We start from the raw sequence: 17,404 nt of genomic DNA on the forward strand, positions 1-17,404 counted from the left end.
GGTCACAGGCCTGTGGAGGGTTCGAAACGCGCAAGTTATTTCATTTCGACTCCTCTGCCGCCCACCCGCCGAGCGCAGGCCCTGAAGGCCGCAAACGGTCAGAACCCTGTTGAAGTCACCGCTCGCGCTCCTGACGGCATGGTGCTGCAGCGCAGCTCCCAGGGCTGTCAGTCGGAAGCCGAGCGCACCCTCTACGGTGACCTTCCTACCTGGTTCCAGGCGAAGGTAACCATGGAATCCCTCCCGCAGGTCCGCTCACAGCACGTGCTGGCAGACCCGCGGTTCGACCAGGCCGTCAAACCGTGGGCTGAATGTATGCGCGCGGCCGGTCGCCCTTACCGCAGCCCTGCCGAGCTCCGTGAGAAGGCCCTGCCGGACCAGAAAGAGACCTCGCTGCCCCGTGAGCAGGAGATCGGACTTGCCGTCACCGAGGCACGCTGCGCTGCCGTTTCCGGTCTGGCCGCGAAAGCCAAGGCGCTCGACCTGGAGCACGCCGAGCGGCTCAACCGCCAATACCACGCAGAGCTGGATACCGCCCACCGGCTCCAGCTCGCAGCTTTGCCCTATTACTGCGCAGCTACGCTGACCGCATGTGACGGGGCGGAAGAGAAAACCATCCAAGAAAACACCGAAAAGGGAGACCATCATGCGCACCATTTACCGTGCCCTGGCCGTATCGGCCGTATCGGCCGCCAGCGCGGTCGTGCTGCCCGCCACCGCCCAGGCAGCCCCCCAAACCGGCCGGCCTTCGGCGCCCGCCACCGCCCCGGACGCCTCCGCCAGCGCCACGGCCGACGGCCACCTGCACCTGTGGCGAGACACCGAGGCAGTGGACCCCTTCGGCAATTCGTGGTGCACCTCGTACCTCAGTGACTCCGACGATTGGGGCAGCTGCCGCAACCAGATCTCCTCGTTGTGGAACAACGGCTACCCGGGCTCCCTGGACGACGTCTGGCTGTACTGGGGAACGCATCAGACACACGCTCGCCGGGGAGTCTACAACGGCGTCTACCTCCCGGACCTCGCCCCGTACACCTTCGACGCAGGGACGGGCAGAGGCGCTGGCCAGTCGATTGACAACAACGTCGCTTCCCACCGTTGGACGAACCTCCCGTAAAACGCGGACGGATCTCTCACCCCGCTGCGCCTCGGCGCGGGTGTGCGCGACTTGTTCCTTCAGCTCCAGGCCCACCGGTAGCCGCCACCCCAGGTAGGGCGCCACGGCGCCACCAGCCGCAGATGTTCGGTCCGGGTCGTCGCCGCGGCGGCGGCGACCCGCAGGTGTGGGCCGAGGCATGGAGAAAGATCGTCATCAGTGACGACGGGCCGCACCGCACTCGGCGAGCGGTCGCCTTGCGGAAGAACGGCCGGCCGATGGGGGTGGAGGTGTCGACGGGTCGGTCGGGGTTTTCTAGCGGGAGTTCGGGTCGAGGTCGAGGGCGAGGCTGTTCATGCAGTATCGCTGGCCGGTGGGGCCGGGTCCGTCGTCGAAGACGTGGCCGAGGTGTCCGCCGCAGCGGGCGCAGCGGACTTCGGTGCGGATCATGCCGTGGGAATGGTCTTCGACGAGTTCGAGGGCGTCGGCGACGGCGGGTTGGGTGAAGCTGGGCCAGCCGGAGCCGGAGTCGTATTTGGTGTCGGAAGTGAACAAGGCGGCGCCGCAGCCGCCGCAGCGGTAGGTGCCATTTTCTTTGCTGTAGATGTAGGCGCCGGTGAAGGGGGGTTCGGTGGCGGCGCGGCGGAGGATGGCGTAGCGCTCGGGGTCGAGTTCGGCGCGCCACTGCTCGTCGGTCTTGACGATTTTGTCGGGTCCGGTGGTGGCCGCGGGGGTGGTGGTGTCGTGGGGGTCGGTCTCGGTCATGGTGCGACGGCTGCCTTTCTGCGGGCGGGAGTGGGCGGGGCGGGGTGGTGGTGCTCTCCCCCGGTGTGGTGCTCTCCCCCGGTGTCGGTGGTCGGTGGTGTGTCGGTGTTCGGGTGGTGTCGGGGCAGAGTGAGGGGGACGGCGGCGGTGACGCCGCCGAGGGCGGCGGTGGTCATGGCGGTGCCGATCATGGGTGGGAGTTCGCCGCGGGTGGTGGTGGTCGCAAGGACGGCAACGTCCGCGGCGTCGGCGATCATTCCGGCCCACAGCCAGGTGGTGGTGTCGCGGCGGGTGGTCAGGGCGTGGAGGAGGCCGGCGCCGAGGGCGAGGTCGCGGATGCCGGCGAGTCGGGCGAGCCAGGCGAGCCTGGCGGCTGTGACGCGGTCGACGCCGGTGAGGCGGATGGTGTCGACAGGGCGGCTGAGGGCGAGGATGCCGATGGTGGCGCGGGTGATGCCGAGGGTGGTGGTGTGCAGGGTTCGGGAGCGGGGGGTGCGGTGTTTTGTGGTGGAGTGGGATCGCTGGGTGTTCATGGTCGTGTTGGTGGTCCTTCGTCGGTGGGAACGTCTGGGCTGGCTGGAACGTTGTCGAGGGGTAGTTGCACACGTCTCGACGCTCGGAGGAGTTATATGGGCGAGCGCATCCTGCGGGGAAGCCGTCTCGGTGCTGTGTCCTACGAGACTGACCGCAGCACCGAGCTTGCCCCACGGCAGTCCGCGTCCTACGACTGTCCGAACGGCCACCAGTTCACCATGCCCTTCGCGGCTGAGGCCGAGGTGCCGTCGGTGTGGGAGTGCAGGGTTTGTGGTGGGGCGTCGGTCATTGTCGATGGTGAGCGGCCTGAGCCGAAGAAGGCGAAGCCGCCGCGTACGCACTGGGACATGCTGATGGAGCGTCGGACGACGGATGACCTTGAGGAGGTCTTGGCGGAGCGGTTGGCCGTTCTGCGGGGTACCGGTGCGGACAGGCGTTCAGCCTGATCGGTCTGATCGTTTGGGTGGTTGTGCGGTAAGGGGTCGGGCGCGGGGTGGTTGCCGTGTCCGGCCTTTCGCCGTGTCCGCGGTCGGTTCGTTGTGTCGTGTTCGTTTGTGTTGCGTTTGTGCGGTGGTGGCCGCGTCGGGTCCGGCCGGGTGTCGCATCGTGTTGTGCCGGCTGGTTCCGTGCGGCCGCGGGTCGGGTTGGGCGGTGGTGGGGGCTGGTTCGGCTGGTGGGCGTCGGATTCAGGCGTGGCCGGAGGTGACGCTACGGTTCTGGGGGGTGTGGAGGGGCTCGTGGGGTGTGGTGCCGTGGGGTGTGGTGTCGGTGGCGGTTGTCTTCGGGGTGGGGCGGTGGCGTCGGGTGGTAGCGGCCCACCAGGCGACGCGCCAGAGGGCTTCGGCGACGACGGCGTTGCTCATCTTGGAGGTGCCGCGTTCGCGTTCGACGAAGGTGATGGGGACTTCGTGGACGCGGAAGCCGCGGCGCCAGGCCTGCCAGGCGAGGTCGACCTGGAAGCAGTAGCCCTGGGAGGTGACGCGGTGCAGGTCGCGGTCGCGGAGGACGTCGGCGCGGTAGGCGCGGAAGCCGGCGGTGGCGTCGCGTAGGGGTATGCCGAGGGCGGCGCGGACATAGAGGTTGGCGCCGCGGGAGAGCAGGAAGCGGCGCCGCGGCCAGTTGCGGACCTCTCCCCCGGGTATCCAGCGGGATCCGATGACGAGGTCGGCGTGGTCGAGGGCGGCGAGCAGGCGGGGTAGTTGCTCGGGCTGGTGGGAGCCGTCGGCGTCCATTTCGACGATGACGGTGTAGCCGTGGCGTAGTGCCCAGGAGAAGCCGGCGACGTAGGCGGTGCCGAGGCCGGATTTGCCTTCGCGGTGCAGGACGTGGATGTGGTCGTCGGAGGCGGCGAGTTCGTCGGCGATCTTCCCGGTGCCGTCGGGGCTGGCGTCGTCGATGACGAGCAGGTCGACCGTTGGGTTGGCCGTCCGCAGGCGGCGGGCGGTGTCCGGTAGGTTGTCCCGCTCGTTGTAGGTCGGGACGCAGACGACAACGCGGTTGGGATCCACGCGCTTCCTCTCCTGGTCAGGGACCATGTCCGCGGCGGTGTCTGCCCGGGTGGCGTCACGGTGGGTGGCGCTGTCGGTGTCGTTTCGCGGGGTCATGGGCTTTGGTGGTGTGCCGGTTACGAGGTGCTGGTCATGCCGGCCCGGGTGGTGTGGGCTGTGCGGCGGGTCGGGTGGTGCTGGTGTCGTCGTTACCGGTGTCGTTGGCGGTCATGTCGTCGTTGGCGGTGTCACGGTCCGGGCTTGTGGGGCGGGTTCGCCGGGCGTGGATCACCCCTGCCATCATGGCGGTCAGGCCGAGGGCGATGAGAAGCGCCTCCGGGAGGATCCCGGCCTGGTCGGCGAGGGTGCGGGTGGTACGTCGGGATAGCGCGGCGGTGAGGATGCCTGCTTCGTAGAGGCCGGTTTTGGCAAGCAGGGTGCCGTCGGGGGTGATGATGGCGCTTTCACCGCTGGTGGAGACCTGGACGGTGGCCCGGCCGTGTTCGACTGCGCGCAGGCGTGACATGGCGAGTTGCTGTTGGCTTTCACCCTTGCGACCGAAGGAGGCATTGTTTGTCTGGATGACGAGGATATCGGCGCCGTGGTTGACGGTGTCGCGGACGAGGCCGTCGTAGGCGACTTCGAAGCAGATGATGTCCCCGATGGTGGTGCCGGCGGCGTGGAGCGTGCCGGGGGTGGTGCCGGCGAGGAAGTCGTTGGGCATCTCGTCGGCGAAGCGGTGGATGAGTTTTTCGAGCAGGGCGCGGCCGGGGAGGTATTCGGCGAAGGGGACGGGGTGGCGTTTGACGTACATCTGGCCAGTGAAGCCGTCGGCGGTCCAGATCATGCCGGCGTTGCGGAGGTGGCCTGGTCCGGGGCCGCCCAGGACAGCGCCGACGAGGAGGGGGGCGCCGGCGGTGCGGGCGGCGGCGCGCAGGGCGGTGGCGACGGCGGGGTTGGTGAGGGGGTCGAGGTCGGAGGAGTTCTCCGGCCACAGGACGAGGTCGGGTTGTGGGCGTGTTCCGGTGGTGACGTCGGTGGCGAGGTGCCTGGTGGCGGTGACGTGGTTGGCGGTGACCTGGAAGGCGCGGCCGAGGGCGTGGTAGCCGCCGTCGGCGGGGACGTTTCCCTGGATGGCGGCGACGGTGAGGGTGCCGTGCTCGGGGGTGGTGGGCAGGGGTACGAGCAGGCCGGTGAGGGTGAGGGCGGCGGTGCCGAGGATGGGGGCGGCGAGGCGGCGGGCCGCGGCGGCTGTTGGGAGGGCGCGGGGGGTGGGTGTGGTGCCGGTGCCGGTGCCGTGGGTGGGGGTGCCGTGGGTGGGGGTGGTGATCCTGACGATGGTGAGGGCGGTGAGGGCGGTGAGGGCGGTGAGGGCGCCGGTGGCGGCGACGGCGGCGGTGACGGCGGGTGCGCCGCCGAGGGCTGCCAGGGCGGTGAAGGGGCTGTCGGGCTGGGTGAAGGCGAGTCGTCCCCAGGGGAAGCCGCCGAAGGGGGCTCGGCTGCGCAGCGATTCCTGGGCGACCCAGACGGCGGCGGTCCACAGCCAGGCTCCGGGTAGCCGCCAGACGAGGGTGGTGGCGGGGGCGACGAGGGCGAGGATGGCGGCTTCGGCGAGGGAGAGCACGAGCCATCCGTCGGCGCCGACGAAGGAGACGAAGCGCAGGAGGGGGATGCAGAAGGCGAGGGAGAACAGCAGTCCCAGGCCGTAGGAGGCGCGCAGGCGCCGGTTGCGGACGGCGAGGGTGAGCAGGGTGACCGCGACCGGGGCCAAGGGCCAGCAGCCGACCGGTGGGGTGGCGAGGTAGAGCAGGGCGCCGCCGAGGAGGGCGGCGAGCGGGCGTCGGGTGTGGCGGAGCAGGGTGGGTCGCAGGCCTGCCGGGTCTGGCCGCGGGCCCGTGCGTGGTTTGCCGTTTACCTGCGGTTCGCCGTTCACGGGCGGTTCGCCGTTCACGGGCGGTTCGGGGACGGCTGGTGGGGTGGGGGCCGTGTCACCGGCCGCCTGGTGCGGTGGGGTGGGGCGGGCGGGCGGTGGGGTCACCGGACCAGTTTCGGTCACGTGGGTCGCGTTGAGCACGCCGGCCCTGGTCGGCGGGCGTGTGGCGGTCCTGCCGGTCTTGACGGCCTGGGACTCGGGTCCGTGTCACTATTCGCCGGCGAAACCAAAGCGACTGGTGGGTGCCCAGTGGGGCGGGGGCGATGCTCAGGTGCGGGTCGGTGATGTTCAGGTGAGGGTGTCGTGGAGGATGCGGCCGCGTAGGACGGTGCGTAGGCAGGTCGGGGTGGGTGCGGACAGGTCGGACAGGTCGGGCAGGCCGGCGACGGCGCCGCGGGGGTCGGTGGACCAGGCGGCGATGCGGTCGTCGGGGACTTGGGCGACGAGTTCGCCGGGCACGGCCCAGACGGCGTAGGTGGCGGGGGCGCCGGGGGCGAGGGTGCCGTGGCCGTCGGTGTCGGCGCGGGCGGCGCGCCAGCCGCCTCGGGTTGCGGCGGTGAACGCGGCGCGGGTGGAGAGGCGGGCGGTGGGGGCGTGGTGGGTGACGGCGGCGCGTACGGCGCCCCAGGGGTCCAGGGGGGTGACGGGGGCGTCGGAGGAGAACGCCAGGGGGATGCCGGCGCGGTTCATGGCGGCGAAGGGGTTCATGGCGGCGGCACGGGTGGGGCCCAGGCGGGTGGCGTACATGCCGTTCTCGCCGCCCCAGCGGGCGTCGAAGGCGGGTTGGACGCTGGCGACGAGGCCGAGGGCGGCGATGCGGGGCAGGTGGTCGGGGGTGGTCATTTCGGCGTGTTCGAGGCGGTGGCGGGCGGCGGTGATCCGGTTGTGGCCGAGGGTGGTGGCGGCGGCTTCGAAGCCGTCCAGCACGGTGGTGATGGCGGCGTCGCCGATGGCGTGGAAGCCGGCCTGCAGGCCGGCGTCGGCGCAGTCGAGGACGGCGTCGCGGATGGTGTCGGCGTCGAGGTGGGTGGTGGCGCAGGTATGGGGGGCGTCGGTGTAGGGGGTGTGCAGGGCGGCGGTGTGGGAGCCGAGGGAGCCGTCGACGAAGGCGTCGCCGCCCCAGGCGGTGCCGAGTTCGACGGCGGTGGCGATGTCTCCGGCCCAGTAGCCGACGATGTCGGGCCCGGGGACGGTGCGGGCGTGGGCGAGCAGGCCGGCGAGGTCGTCGGCGCAGGAGATGTCGGGTCCGGCCATCTCGTGCAGGGCGACGATGCCGAGGGCGGCGGCGCGGGTGCGGGTGGTGTTCCAGGCGTCGCGGCGCCCGGTGGGGGTCAGGGTGGCGTCGGCGGTCCGGCGGGCGAGGTGGTGGGCGTGGCCGGTGACGGTGCCGTCGGGGTGCCAGCCGGGGTGGTGGGGGGCACCGGAGGCGGCGGCGAGCGCGGAGGAGATCACCGCGCTGTGGCCGTCGACGCGGGCGAGGTAGACGTGGGCGCCGTCGGCGGCGCGGTCGAGGTCGGTGGCGGTGAGCGGGCGTGGGTCGTCGGCCCAGGTGGTCTCGTCCCAGCCGGTGGCGAACAGGGTGGTGGCGGGGCGGCGGTGGGCGTGGGCGGTGAGGGCGGTGAGGGCGGCGGCGCGGGTGGGGGTGCCGGTGAGGTCGAGGCCGGAGAGGGCCAGGCCGGTGGCGGTGGTGTGGACGTGGGCGTCGACGAAGGCGGGGGTGATCAGGGCGTCGTCGAGGTCGATGACGGTGTCAGCGCCGAGGCGGGTGGCGGCGGCGTCGCAGCCGACCCAGGCGATGGTGTCGCCGTCGGTGAGCATCGCGGTGGCGAACGGGTCGGCCGGGGTGTGGATGCGCCCGCCCCGGTACAGGATGGTGCGGGCGGGTCGGGGGGCGTCGTCGGTCACGGTGGTGAGTCTGCCGCGCTGGATGTGACGCGGATCCATCTGTTCGATCCGGGTAGTGGCCGTGCCCTGAGGCGGTGAGCGGCGGCCGGTCCGGTCCGGGGGGCGGTCCGGGGGGTGTTCACAGGGCGGGGGGGCGTCCTTCGTAGGGAGTGGAGAGCACGACCATGGTGCGGGTGGAGACGTTCGCGGCGGCGCGGATCTGCTGCAGCAGCGTCTCGAGGTCGCCGGGGGTGGCGACCCGCACCTTGAGCAGGTAGCTCTCGTCGCCGGCGACGCTGTGGCAGGCCTCGATCTCGACGATGTGGGCGAGCCGGTCGGCGGCGTCGTCGGGTTGGCTCGGGTCGATCGGTGTGATCGAGATGAAGGCGGTCAGGGGGAGGCCGATCTGGGCGGGGTCGACGAGCGCCGTGTAGGAGGCGATCACTCCACGCTGTTCCAGGCGTCGGACGCGTTGATGGACGGCGGAGACCGACAGGCCGGTGGCTCGGCCGAGGTCGGTGAAGCTCATACGCCCATCTCGGCACAGCAGCTGCACGATTTGACGGTCGAGATCTTCCAGCACGTTCGGAGCGTATGCAGGAGGACAGGGGATGATGTGGATGTTTCTGGTCCGTGGTCTGGTCCCGTTGGGATGGGTGCCGGCTGTGTGCGTGGGGAGAGTGGGACGGTGCTTGTGGGTGAGCGGGCGGGGGCGGACGGGCGGCTGATGCTTGTCGACACCCCGTCGCTGTACTTCCGGTCGTTTTTCGGGGTGCCGCGTTCGGTGCGGGCTCCTGACGGCACCCCGGTGAACGCGGTGCCGGGACTGCTCGACGTGCTGGCCCGGCAGATCGGCGAGGTGCGCCCGAAGCGGGTCGTGGCGTGTTTCGACGCCGACTGGCGGCCGGCGTTCCGGGTGGCGCTGCTGGCGTCCTACAAGGCGCACCGGGCCGCCGATGCCGGGGCCGGCGGGGCAGGGGCAGGGCAGGTCGAGCGGGTGGACGACGACCTGCTCGTCCAGCTCCCGATCATCGGCGAGGTCCTCGACGCGTTCGGGATCGCCCGGGCGGAGGCCGCCGGGTTCGAGGCTGACGATGTGATCGCGACGCTGGCGACCCGTCACCGGGGGGAGGTGGACATCCTGACCGGTGACCGGGACCTGTTCCAGCTCGTCGACGACGCGGCCGGGGCGCGGGTGCGGTACGCGGTGGAGAAGTTCGCGGTGGTCGACGAGGCGGCGGTGACGGCACGCTACGGCGTTCCGGGGCGGGCCTACGCCGATTTCGCGGTGCTGCGCGGTGATCCCAGTGACGGGTTGCCGGGGGTGGCGGGGATCGGGGCGAAGACCGCCGCGGCGCTGCTGACCCGGTTCGGGTCGCTCGCGGCGGTGCTCGCCGCGGTTGACGCCGACGGCGGTGCGGGTCTGCCGGCCGGGGCGCGGCGTCGGTTGCAGGGCGCCCGGGACTATGTGCGTGCCGCGGTGGGGGTGGTGGCGGTGGTGCGGGACGTGCCGGTGGGTGCTTCCGCCGATCTGCTGCCGGCGGCGCCGGTCGATCCGGCGGCGGTGGGGGCGCTCGCCGAACGGTGGGGGCTGACCGGTTCGTGCACGCGGCTGCTGCGGGCGCTGGCTGAGGCCGCGGGTGGCTGAGGCCGGCGTGTTCGTCCGGCTGCCGGAGTGACGCGCAGGGTCATCTCGGCGGGTGGGTGGTGGGGCTGCCCGTCACGGCGCTGCCCTGGTGACGGTAGGTTTCCCTGCGTACCTCGGCGTGGGCACACGCAGGCGGTGCGCCGGTTGACGTCACGGGGGCGGATCGTCGCCTACTGTTGCCCTCCGGGCGAGCTCCGGAGGGGCGGGTGCCCACCCGGACGAGCAGGGCCCAGGCGGTGCAGCGGATGCTCACCGGACGAGCAGGTGGCGGTGCAGGTGACGGCAGCGGAGGTCAGGGTGGGGCTGCGTGAGCGGCTCGCGGGCAGGCGGGTCCTGGTGACCGGGGCGACCGGGTTCGTCGGGGAGGCGCTGCTGGAACGGTTGCTGTCGGACTTCCCCGGCACGGCGGTGGTGGCGCTGGTGCGGCCGCGGGGCAGTCACAGCGGGGCCGCGCGGCTGGCGCGCATGATGCGGAAGCCGGCGTTCCGCGGGTTGCGGGAGGCGTTGGGTGCGGCGGGGGTGGCGGCGCTGCTCGCCGAGCGGGTGGAGGTGATCGAGGGGGATCTGGCGTCGATGCCGGATCTGCCCGCCGACATCGACGTGGTCATCCACTGTGCCGGGGAGGTGTCGTTCGACCCGCCGGTCGACGAGGCGTTCACCACGAACGTCGGCGGGGTGGCGGAGCTGCTGCGGGCGCTTGCGGCCGGGGGGGCCAGGCCTCATCTGGTGCATGTGTCGACGGCGTATGTGGCTGGGTTGCGTTCGGGGCACATCGCCGAGGGGCCGCTGGCCCATGACGTGGACTGGCGGGCCGAGTGGGATGCGGCGTCGCGGGTGCGCCAGCAGACCGAGGACGCCTCGCGGGCGCCGGAGTGTTCGGCGCGGTTTCGGGCGCAGGCGTCGCGGCGGTTCGCCGCCGCCGGGGCGCAGACGGTGTCGGCGGAGGCGGAGCGGCTGCGCCGGGCGTGGGTGGCGCGGCGGATGGTGACGGCCGGGGGTGAGCGGGCGCAGGTGCTGGGGTGGACGGATGCGTACACGTTCACCAAGGCGTTGGGTGAGCGGTATCTGGAGGATCATCACGGGGACCTGCCGTTGACGGTCGTCCGTCCCTCGATCGTCGAGAGCGCGCTGCGCCGGCCGTTCCCGGGGTGGATCGAGGGGTTCAAGATGGCCGAGCCGCTGATCCTGGCCTATGGCCGCGGTGAGCTGCCGGACTTCCCCGCCTCCCCGGACGCGGTGGTGGACATCATCCCGGTGGATCTGGTTGTCAACGCGATCCTGGCGGCGGCGGCGATGGTGCCGCCGGCGGGCACCCCGGCCTATTACACGGTGTGTTCGGGTTTTCGTAATCCGTTGCTGTTCCGGGATCTGTACGCCTATGTGCGGGACTATTTCCGGGCCGATCCGTTGCCGCGGCGCGGCCGGGGGACGTTCGCGGTGCCGGAGTGGCCGTTCGCGGGGGCAGCGGCGGTGGAGGCGAAGCTGCGTCGCTCGGAGCGGCTGGTGGGGTTGGCGGGCCGGGCGCTGGAGCATGCCCCGCCGTCGGAACGGGTGCGCCGGCTCGCCGGGGAGTTGGAGCGGGCGGAGAGCCGGGTGGGGTTTCTGCGCCGCTACTCGGATGTGTACCGGGCGTACACGAAGGCGGAGCTGGTCTATGTCGACGACGCCACGGGTGCGTTGCACGCGGCGATGGACCCGGCCGATCAGGCGGAGTTCGGGTTTGATCCGGCGTGTTTCGACTGGCGGCACTATCTGCAGGACGTGCACTGCCCGGCGGTGACGGCGGTGCTGCGCCGGCCGCGTGATCCCGCGCCGCCGCGGCGGCTGTCGGGGCATCTGGCCGCCGGTGACGGGGTGCTGGCGGTGTTCGACCTGGACGGGGCGGTGGCGTCGGCGACGGTGATCGAGTCGTATCTGTGGATGCGGTTGGCGGACGCCTCGGCGCCGCGGCGGGTGCGGGAGCTTGCGTCGCTGGCGGTGGCGTTGCCGCGGTATGTGCGTGCGGAGCGTCGTGACCGGGGGCATCTGATGCGGTCGGTGTACGCGCGCTACGCGGGGGTGGATCCGGCGGAGTTGGAGCGGCTGGTGGTGGAGGTCGCCGGGGACATTCTGCTGCGGCGGGTGAAACCGGCGGGGATCCGTCGGGTGCGTGAGCATCGGGCGGCGGGGCATCGCACGGTGCTGTTGACCGGGGCGGTGGAGGTGTTGACGCGGCCGTTCGCGCCGTTGTTCGACGATGTGATCGCCGCGCGGCTGGAGGTGGGTGCAGATGGTCTGCTGACCGGCCGGTTGGAGTCCTCGCCGCTGGTCGGGGATGCGCGGGCGGCGTTTATCGATCATCATGCGCGGGTGTTGGGGGCGGATCTGGGGGTGTCGTGGGCGTATGCGGACAGCCAGTCGGATCTGCCGTTGCTGCGGGCGGTCGGTAACCCGGTGGCGGTGAACCCGGATCTCGCGTTGCATCCGGTGGCGCGGGGGGCGGGGTGGCCGATCGAGGAGTGGGCGTCGGCGGCCGGGGAGCCGCGCCTGGTCGTCGGGGATCGTCGGGAGCGTGGCCTGCGGGCCGCGGCGGCGCGGGCGGGGGCGGGGGCGGGTGGGATGCCGGCAGCGGCCTTGGGCTCGGGACCAGGACCGGGCTCGGGGTCGGCGGGGGTCGTGGTGTCGGGGGGTGGGCGGTGACCCGCGGGTTGGAGCTGTATGCGTCGGTGCCGCGGCAGGCGGCGTCGCGGCTGGTCGGGGCGGGACGGTCGGGGTGGTCGGGGCTGGCCGGGGTGGCGGCGCCGCTGCGCTATGTCGAGCATGGTGATCCGGTGGTGCCGGGCCCGGGGTGGGTGACGGTGCGGCCGCGGCTGGCGGGGATCAGCGGGTCGGATCTGGCGTTGGTGACGGGTCGGGTGTCGGCCTATCTGACGGCGATGGTGGGTCTGCCGTTCGTGCCGGGTCAGGAGGTCGTCGCCGAGGTGCAGGAGTCGGTGACGTTGGATGACGGGCGGGTGCTGGCCGCCGGGGACCGGGTCGTCGTCGACCCGGCGCCGGGCAGTGGCCCCGGGACCGGTGACGGCGGGGTCGGTGACGGCGGGTTGGCGCGGGGGGTGGGCGGCGGTGGGTGGAGCCGGGTGATGCTCGCCCACCGTGGGCAGCTGTGCCCGGTGCCCGCGACGCTGCCGGATGCCCGGGCGGTGCTCGTCGACCCGCTGGCCGCCGCGGTGCATGCCGTGGACCGGGCGCGGGTCGGCGCCGGGCAGCGGGTCCTCGTCGTCGGGGCGGGGGCGGCCGGGTTGTGCACGGTGCTTGCGTTGCGGGCCCATACAGAGGCGGGGCAGGTGGCGGTGGTGGCGAAGTATCCCCGCCAGGCGGAGCTGGCGCGCCGGTTCGGGGCGGACGTGGTGTTCGACCCGGGCGGGGCGGTCGCCGGGGTGCGTCGGGCCACGCAGGCGATGCGGGTGTCGCCGCGGGCGGGTGGGGCGTTCCTGCTCGGCGGGGTGGATGTCGCGTTCGACGCGGCGGGGCGGGCGTCGTCGTTGTCCACGGCGCTGCGCACGACCCGGGCGGGGGGGCGGGTGGTGCTTTCGGGTGTGCCCACGGGCCGGGTGGATCTGACGCCGTTGTGGGCGCGGGGGTTGGAGCTGGTGGGGGCGGCGCGGCTCGGCGCGGCGCCCTCGGTGCTGGCCCGGGCGTTCGCGTTGGCCGCCGGCGCCCCGTTGGACGGGGTGGTCGCGGCGACGTATCCGCTGACCCGCTGGCGGGAGGCGTTGGAGCATGCGTTGTGCGCGGGTCGGCTCGGTGCGGTGCGTATCGCGTTCGATCCGACGGTGGCGCTGTGAGCGGGCGTGCCGGGATCGGGCGGGGGCCGGGGTGGGTGGGGGCATGGCGGGTGGGGGCATGGTGGGGCTGCGCCGCCGGGCGGGGCGCCAACACGGAGGGGTTGTCCCTTCGTGCCGGACGTGGAAGGGATCGTGCTGGTGAGACCGGGGTTCGTGCTCGAGGTCGACGAGCGGACTCCCCCGCTGCTGGTGCACCAGGGTGAGGGCGTGCTGCTCGAGCAGTTCCCGCTCGGGACGCGGGTGGTCTATCCGCCCGAGTCGCTGCCCGGGGCCGGTGACGTCGAGGCGGCGATCGCCGCGGCGTTGGCAGCGCCGGTGGGCAGCGAGCCGCTGGCGGCGTTGCTGCGTCCGGGGATGCGGCTGACGATCAGTTTTGACGATCTGTCGACGCCGTTGCCGCGGATGCGTCGCCCGGATGTGCGGGGGCGGGTCATCGAGGCGGTGCTGACGACGGCGGCGGCGGCCGGTGTCGACGATGTGGCGCTGGTCGTGGCGAACGGGTTGAACCGGCGGTTGAGCGCCGGCGAGGTGGAGCGGATCGTCGGGGAGCGGGTGTTCCGCTCGTTCTGGCCCGGGCAGTTGCGCAGCCATGACGCGGAGGATCCGGACAATCTCACCGTCGTGGGGGTGACCGGCGCCGACGAGCAGGTGGAGGTTTCCCGCCGGGTCGCCACCGCCGACCTGCTGGTGCATGTCGGGGTCGCGCAGAGCCCGGCGGCGGTCGGTGCGGGCGGGCTCGTGACCGGCCTGTCGTCGTATGCGACGCTGCGTCACGTGCACAGCGTCGCCGCGGCGGTCCGCCGCGCCGGCCTGCCCGGGGCTGGGGGCGTCGGGGATGGGGGGGTTGGTGCGGCGGCGGGCCCGGCGGCGCGGATGGGTCGGCTGCTGTGCGAGGCGGTGCGGGTGTTCGCCGTCGCGGTGACGGTGAACGCCGCGACGGCGCCGGTGCACTATCCGTTCCTGACCCGCCGGGAGTGGGAGTGGTCGCTGGCCGATCAGGCGATGGCGGTCGGGCTGGGCCGTGGCCTGGAGCTGGTGGGGTCGCGGGCGCGCCGCCGGCTGCTGCGTGACTTCGCCGCCGACTATGCGGTCACCTCGGTGAGCGCGGGGGATCCTACGGCGGTCGCGGCGGCCGCGGCGGCGGCGGTCGACGCCCAGCAGCGGGTCACCGTCGACGGGCAGAGCGACGTCGTCGTCGTCGGGCTGGGTCCGTTCGGGCCGTTCGACGCGGGGGCGGTGGTCAACCCGGTGCTGGCGGCGCACGGCGCGCTCGGGGAGGTTTTCGGCCGGTACCGGGGGCGGCCGGTGGTCCGCGAGAACGGGGCGTTGATCGTCTACCATCCGCTGGCGCCGCGGTTCTCCCAGCTGCACCACCCCTCCTACGTGGACTTCTACGAGGAGGTGCTCGCCGAGTCGACCGAGGCGGCGACGGTGGAGGCGAAGTTCGAACGGCAGTACGCCACCGATCCCTGGTATGCGTCGCTGTATCGGACGTCGCTTGCTCATCACGGGGTGCATCCGTTCCACCGCTGGTATGAGGCGGCGCCGGCGATGGCCCATGTGGGGGATGTGGTGTGGGTGGGCGGTGATCGGGTGGCGTGCGCGCGGCTGGGGTTCCGGGCGGCGTCGACGTTGGCGGATGCGTTGGAGATGGTGTCTGGATCGGTGGGCCGTGATCCGTCTATCACCTATCTGCACTCCCCACCCCATCTGATCGCCGAAGTACGGTGACCGCGGGAGATGCGGGTCACGGATCGTGCGGTCGCCGGGTGGGACGCGGTGGCCATGCGCGGCGGAGCACAGGTGCCAGCGGTGGACCGGATCGGCAGGGGCAGAGGTGAACGGGATGGCGGGTAGGCCGCGACGGGGTGTGGGGCTGCGGGCGGTGGTGGCCGGGTGGCGGCCGGGGGGCCGCGGGCCGGTCCCGGGCAGCGCCGAGGCGCATCGGATCCCCGAGGTGCCGCGGGAGTTCCCGACCGCGTGGGCGCGTCGCCCGGCAGCGCGGGCCGCCCGGGGGGTGTTTCTGCGCGGGGCGATGCGCCCGCTGCTGCGGACGACGCTGACGGTGGCGGTGCACGGGGCGGAGGCGTTCGACGGGGCCCGCGACACCCCGGTGATCATCGTGTCGAATCACAGCAGTCATCTGGACGCCCCGCTGCTGTTGTGCACGGTGCCCGGGTGGGTGCGGGCGCGTACGGCGGTGACGGCGGCGGCGGACTATTTCTTCGACAGTGCCTGGCGGGGGGCGTCGAGTGCGTTCGCGTTCGCGACGGTGCCGATCGAACGGCACGGTGGGGCGCCGTCGGCGACGCCGATGAACCTGCTGGGGGACGGCTGGAACCTGGTGATCTTCCCGGAGGGGGCGCGGTCGCGGGACGGGGCGCGGGGCCGGTTCCGGTTGGGGGCCGCCTATCTGGCGATCAACGCGGGGGTGCCGGTGGTTCCGGTGGGGCTGCGGGGTGCGTACGCGGCGATGCCGCGGGGACGGTCCTGGCCGGTGGCGGGCCGTCCGCCGGTGTCGGTGCGGTTCGGCCGGCCGATGCGCCCCGCGCCGGGTGAGGATGTGCGGGCGTTCACCGCGCGGCTGGCCGCCGAGGTCGACCGGCTCTGCGCCGAGGACGCGACCTCCTGGTGGGAGGCGACGCGGGCGGCCTTCGCCTCGGGTCTGCCCGGTGCGGCCGGGACGGCTGGGACGGCCGAGGAGGCGCAGGCCGGGGATGCGGCGCAGGTGCCGGCGACGCGCTCGGCCCCGGACGTCGCCGCGACGGGCGCCGGGAACACCGGTGGTGCGGCCGGTGGTGGGGGCTTCCCCGGTCGAACCAGCCCGCGGGCGGTCCCCCGACCGGGTGGGACGGGTGGGGCCGCGGGGTCGGCGGCGGTCTCCGCGCGGCTGCGTGGCGCCCCGAACACTCCGACGGCACGGTGGCGGCGGATCTGGGCGGCGACCGAGCCGGCGCCGCGCCCCGGGTCGCGTTCCCCCTGGCGGCGTTAGAACCGGGCCGCGGCTTAGCCCGGCGAGGTCGAGGACGGCCAGAGCGCGGGGCCGGTCTGTTGAGCCTGGCCCAGGCGACGGTCGAGTTCGGCGTCCAGCCGCGTGGTGGCGTCGGCCACGCCGGTCTCCTCTCACTCCTCCCCAAGGATACGGGTACGCCTACGTAGCCGTATCCTTCTGCATCGATGTCCAGAGCCGCCTATGACAAGCAAACTTGACTTGATGGAAAGCCAGCTTTACGTTCATACCATGATCGATGAGACGCGGCAGGACAACGTGACACGTGCCGCCCGCAGGGCGATCTTCCTGGACGGTCTCCCCGTCGCCACCCTCGGAGGGATCGCTCTGGCCCTGGGCAGCGACCCTGACCAGACCGCCGCCCAGGAGGCCTGGTGGCTGGGGTCAGCAGCGCGTTCACGCTCGCCGTGGCATGGGTATTGCTGCGCGCCTTCCGCCGCGCCGACGAGTACCAGCGCAAGATCCAACTGGAGAGTATGGCGATTGCCTTCGCGGCAGTCCTGGTAGGGCTTCAGCTAGCCGCTCTGCTCGACGCCGCTGGCATCGTCCAGCTACGCCAGCTCACCCAGATAATCACCATCGGCGGCGTGGCGATGTGGCTGCTGATCGCAGACCTACGCACCCGTCTACGCCGATGAAGAACCAGCTGCGCGCGCCGCGGGCGGAACGCCGGTGGAGCCAGGCCGACCTGGCCGACCGATGCCGGGTATCCCGGCAGACCATCAACGCGATCGAGACCGAACGGTACGACCCCAGCCTTCTCCTGGCCTTCACCCTCGCCGACATCTTCAGCCTGGCCATCGAGGAGATCTTCATCCCCGACCGGTCAGGGACAACCACCGCCACCGACCGGCCCTGAGCTCGGCTGTTACGAGCACGGTTTTCGTCCCGGTCCCGGCCAGGCCGTCGCGCAATCGGAGCCCATGGCATGGCGAGGATCCAGCGATGGAGGTCGACCAGCACGAGCGCGGTTTCCCGCCTGGCCGGATGCCGGGCAGGTCAGACCCTCCTTAACGGCCGCCTTCCAGGTAGGCGCCGGTGTCGAACGCGTACAGGGTGCCGGCGCGGGTGGCGATGAGGATGCGCCGCTGGTCGAGCCAGGTGAGGGCGGTGGCCGGGGCGTCGAGGTCGAACCGGTGCGCCGGTCGGGCGGGGCGGCCGGGCGCGGCGGCGGTGACGCACCACAGCGCGGCGGTGGCGTCGGCGCCGCAGGTGGCCAGGCC

17 protein-coding genes are annotated in these 17,404 nt (G+C 72.6%); 9 read left to right on the forward strand and 8 right to left on the reverse strand.

Annotated elements, in window-relative coordinates; all coding sequences use genetic code 11:
* Positions 1-255: 255 nt before the first annotated feature.
* On the reverse strand, positions 256-540 hold the full coding sequence (locus AC08OQ_RS08295; RefSeq protein ID WP_476604570.1) for a hypothetical protein: 285 nt from the start codon (positions 538-540) through the stop codon (positions 256-258).
* Positions 541-646: 106 nt separating this feature from the next.
* Between AC08OQ_RS08295 and AC08OQ_RS08300 the strand changes: the two genes are divergently transcribed.
* Entirely contained in the window at positions 647-1,117 is a 471-nt protein-coding gene (locus AC08OQ_RS08300) for a hypothetical protein (protein ID WP_476601336.1), read from the forward strand.
* A 294-nt stretch (positions 1,118-1,411) separates the two neighbouring features.
* Here AC08OQ_RS08300 and msrB read toward each other — a convergent pair whose 3' ends face one another.
* Together msrB and AC08OQ_RS08310 are read right to left on the reverse strand one after the other, a co-directional pair.
* The gene (msrB, locus tag AC08OQ_RS08305) at positions 1,412-1,861 is read right to left on the reverse strand and encodes a peptide-methionine (R)-S-oxide reductase MsrB (protein WP_476601335.1); all 450 of its coding nucleotides are present in this window, start codon (positions 1,859-1,861) and stop codon (positions 1,412-1,414) included.
* Positions 1,858-2,394: a hypothetical protein gene (locus AC08OQ_RS08310; protein ID WP_476601334.1), complete on the reverse strand. Its 537-nt coding sequence runs from the start codon at positions 2,392-2,394 to the stop codon at positions 1,858-1,860. The genes msrB and AC08OQ_RS08310 overlap by 4 nt, the downstream gene beginning before the upstream one ends.
* A gap of 96 nt (positions 2,395-2,490) precedes the next feature.
* Between AC08OQ_RS08310 and AC08OQ_RS08315 the strand changes: the two genes are divergently transcribed.
* Positions 2,491-2,841 (forward strand): RNA polymerase-binding protein RbpA, encoded by a 351-nt coding sequence (locus AC08OQ_RS08315; protein WP_462187849.1) that lies wholly within the window; start codon positions 2,491-2,493, stop codon positions 2,839-2,841.
* A gap of 240 nt (positions 2,842-3,081) precedes the next feature.
* Here AC08OQ_RS08315 and AC08OQ_RS08320 read toward each other — a convergent pair whose 3' ends face one another.
* The 4 genes from AC08OQ_RS08320 to AC08OQ_RS08335 form a co-directional block, all read right to left on the reverse strand.
* Entirely contained in the window at positions 3,082-3,903 is an 822-nt protein-coding gene (locus AC08OQ_RS08320; protein ID WP_476601333.1) for a polyprenol monophosphomannose synthase, read from the reverse strand.
* Positions 3,904-4,033: 130 nt separating this feature from the next.
* A complete protein-coding gene (gene lnt, locus AC08OQ_RS08325; RefSeq protein WP_476604571.1) occupies positions 4,034-5,938 on the reverse strand; it encodes an apolipoprotein N-acyltransferase in 1,905 nt (634 codons plus the stop codon).
* Between the two features lie 165 nt (positions 5,939-6,103).
* Positions 6,104-7,759: an amidohydrolase gene (locus AC08OQ_RS08330; RefSeq protein ID WP_476604572.1), complete on the reverse strand. Its 1,656-nt coding sequence runs from the start codon at positions 7,757-7,759 to the stop codon at positions 6,104-6,106.
* Positions 7,760-7,838: 79 nt separating this feature from the next.
* Positions 7,839-8,282, reverse strand: coding sequence for an Lrp/AsnC family transcriptional regulator (locus AC08OQ_RS08335; RefSeq protein ID WP_476599456.1), 444 nt, complete (start codon positions 8,280-8,282; stop codon positions 7,839-7,841).
* Positions 8,283-8,426: 144 nt separating this feature from the next.
* On the opposite strand from AC08OQ_RS08335, the gene AC08OQ_RS08340 reads away from it, so the two are divergent.
* The 7 genes from AC08OQ_RS08340 (at position 8,427) to AC08OQ_RS08370 (ending at position 17,040) form a co-directional block, all read left to right on the forward strand.
* Positions 8,427-9,347 (forward strand): 5'-3' exonuclease, encoded by a 921-nt coding sequence (locus AC08OQ_RS08340; protein ID WP_476599480.1) that lies wholly within the window; start codon positions 8,427-8,429, stop codon positions 9,345-9,347.
* Between the two features lie 297 nt (positions 9,348-9,644).
* Positions 9,645-12,026: an HAD-IB family phosphatase gene (locus tag AC08OQ_RS08345; RefSeq protein WP_476599481.1), complete on the forward strand. Its 2,382-nt coding sequence runs from the start codon at positions 9,645-9,647 to the stop codon at positions 12,024-12,026.
* Positions 12,023-13,171, forward strand: coding sequence for a zinc-binding dehydrogenase (locus AC08OQ_RS08350; RefSeq protein ID WP_476599458.1), 1,149 nt, complete (start codon positions 12,023-12,025; stop codon positions 13,169-13,171). The genes AC08OQ_RS08345 and AC08OQ_RS08350 overlap by 4 nt, the downstream gene beginning before the upstream one ends.
* Before the next feature lie 132 nt (positions 13,172-13,303).
* Positions 13,304-14,902 carry a lactate racemase domain-containing protein gene (locus tag AC08OQ_RS08355; protein ID WP_476599483.1) on the forward strand — a complete coding sequence of 533 codons (1,599 nt, stop codon included), beginning with the start codon at positions 13,304-13,306 and terminating at the stop codon, positions 14,900-14,902.
* A gap of 115 nt (positions 14,903-15,017) precedes the next feature.
* The gene (locus AC08OQ_RS08360; protein WP_476599460.1) at positions 15,018-16,163 is read left to right on the forward strand and encodes a lysophospholipid acyltransferase family protein; all 1,146 of its coding nucleotides are present in this window, start codon (positions 15,018-15,020) and stop codon (positions 16,161-16,163) included.
* Between the two features lie 392 nt (positions 16,164-16,555).
* Positions 16,556-16,819, forward strand: a complete 264-nt coding sequence (locus tag AC08OQ_RS08365) for a hypothetical protein (protein ID WP_476599462.1) — start codon at positions 16,556-16,558, stop codon at positions 16,817-16,819.
* Positions 16,816-17,040: a helix-turn-helix transcriptional regulator gene (locus tag AC08OQ_RS08370; RefSeq protein ID WP_476599463.1), complete on the forward strand. Its 225-nt coding sequence runs from the start codon at positions 16,816-16,818 to the stop codon at positions 17,038-17,040. The genes AC08OQ_RS08365 and AC08OQ_RS08370 overlap by 4 nt, the downstream gene beginning before the upstream one ends.
* Before the next feature lie 151 nt (positions 17,041-17,191).
* On the opposite strand, the gene AC08OQ_RS08375 is transcribed toward AC08OQ_RS08370, so the two are convergent.
* Positions 17,192-17,404: hypothetical protein (locus AC08OQ_RS08375; protein WP_476611973.1), on the reverse strand; the 213-nt coding region annotated here is incomplete at its 5' end.

It is taken from the genome of Frankia sp. CcCS3, assembly GCF_977927575.1.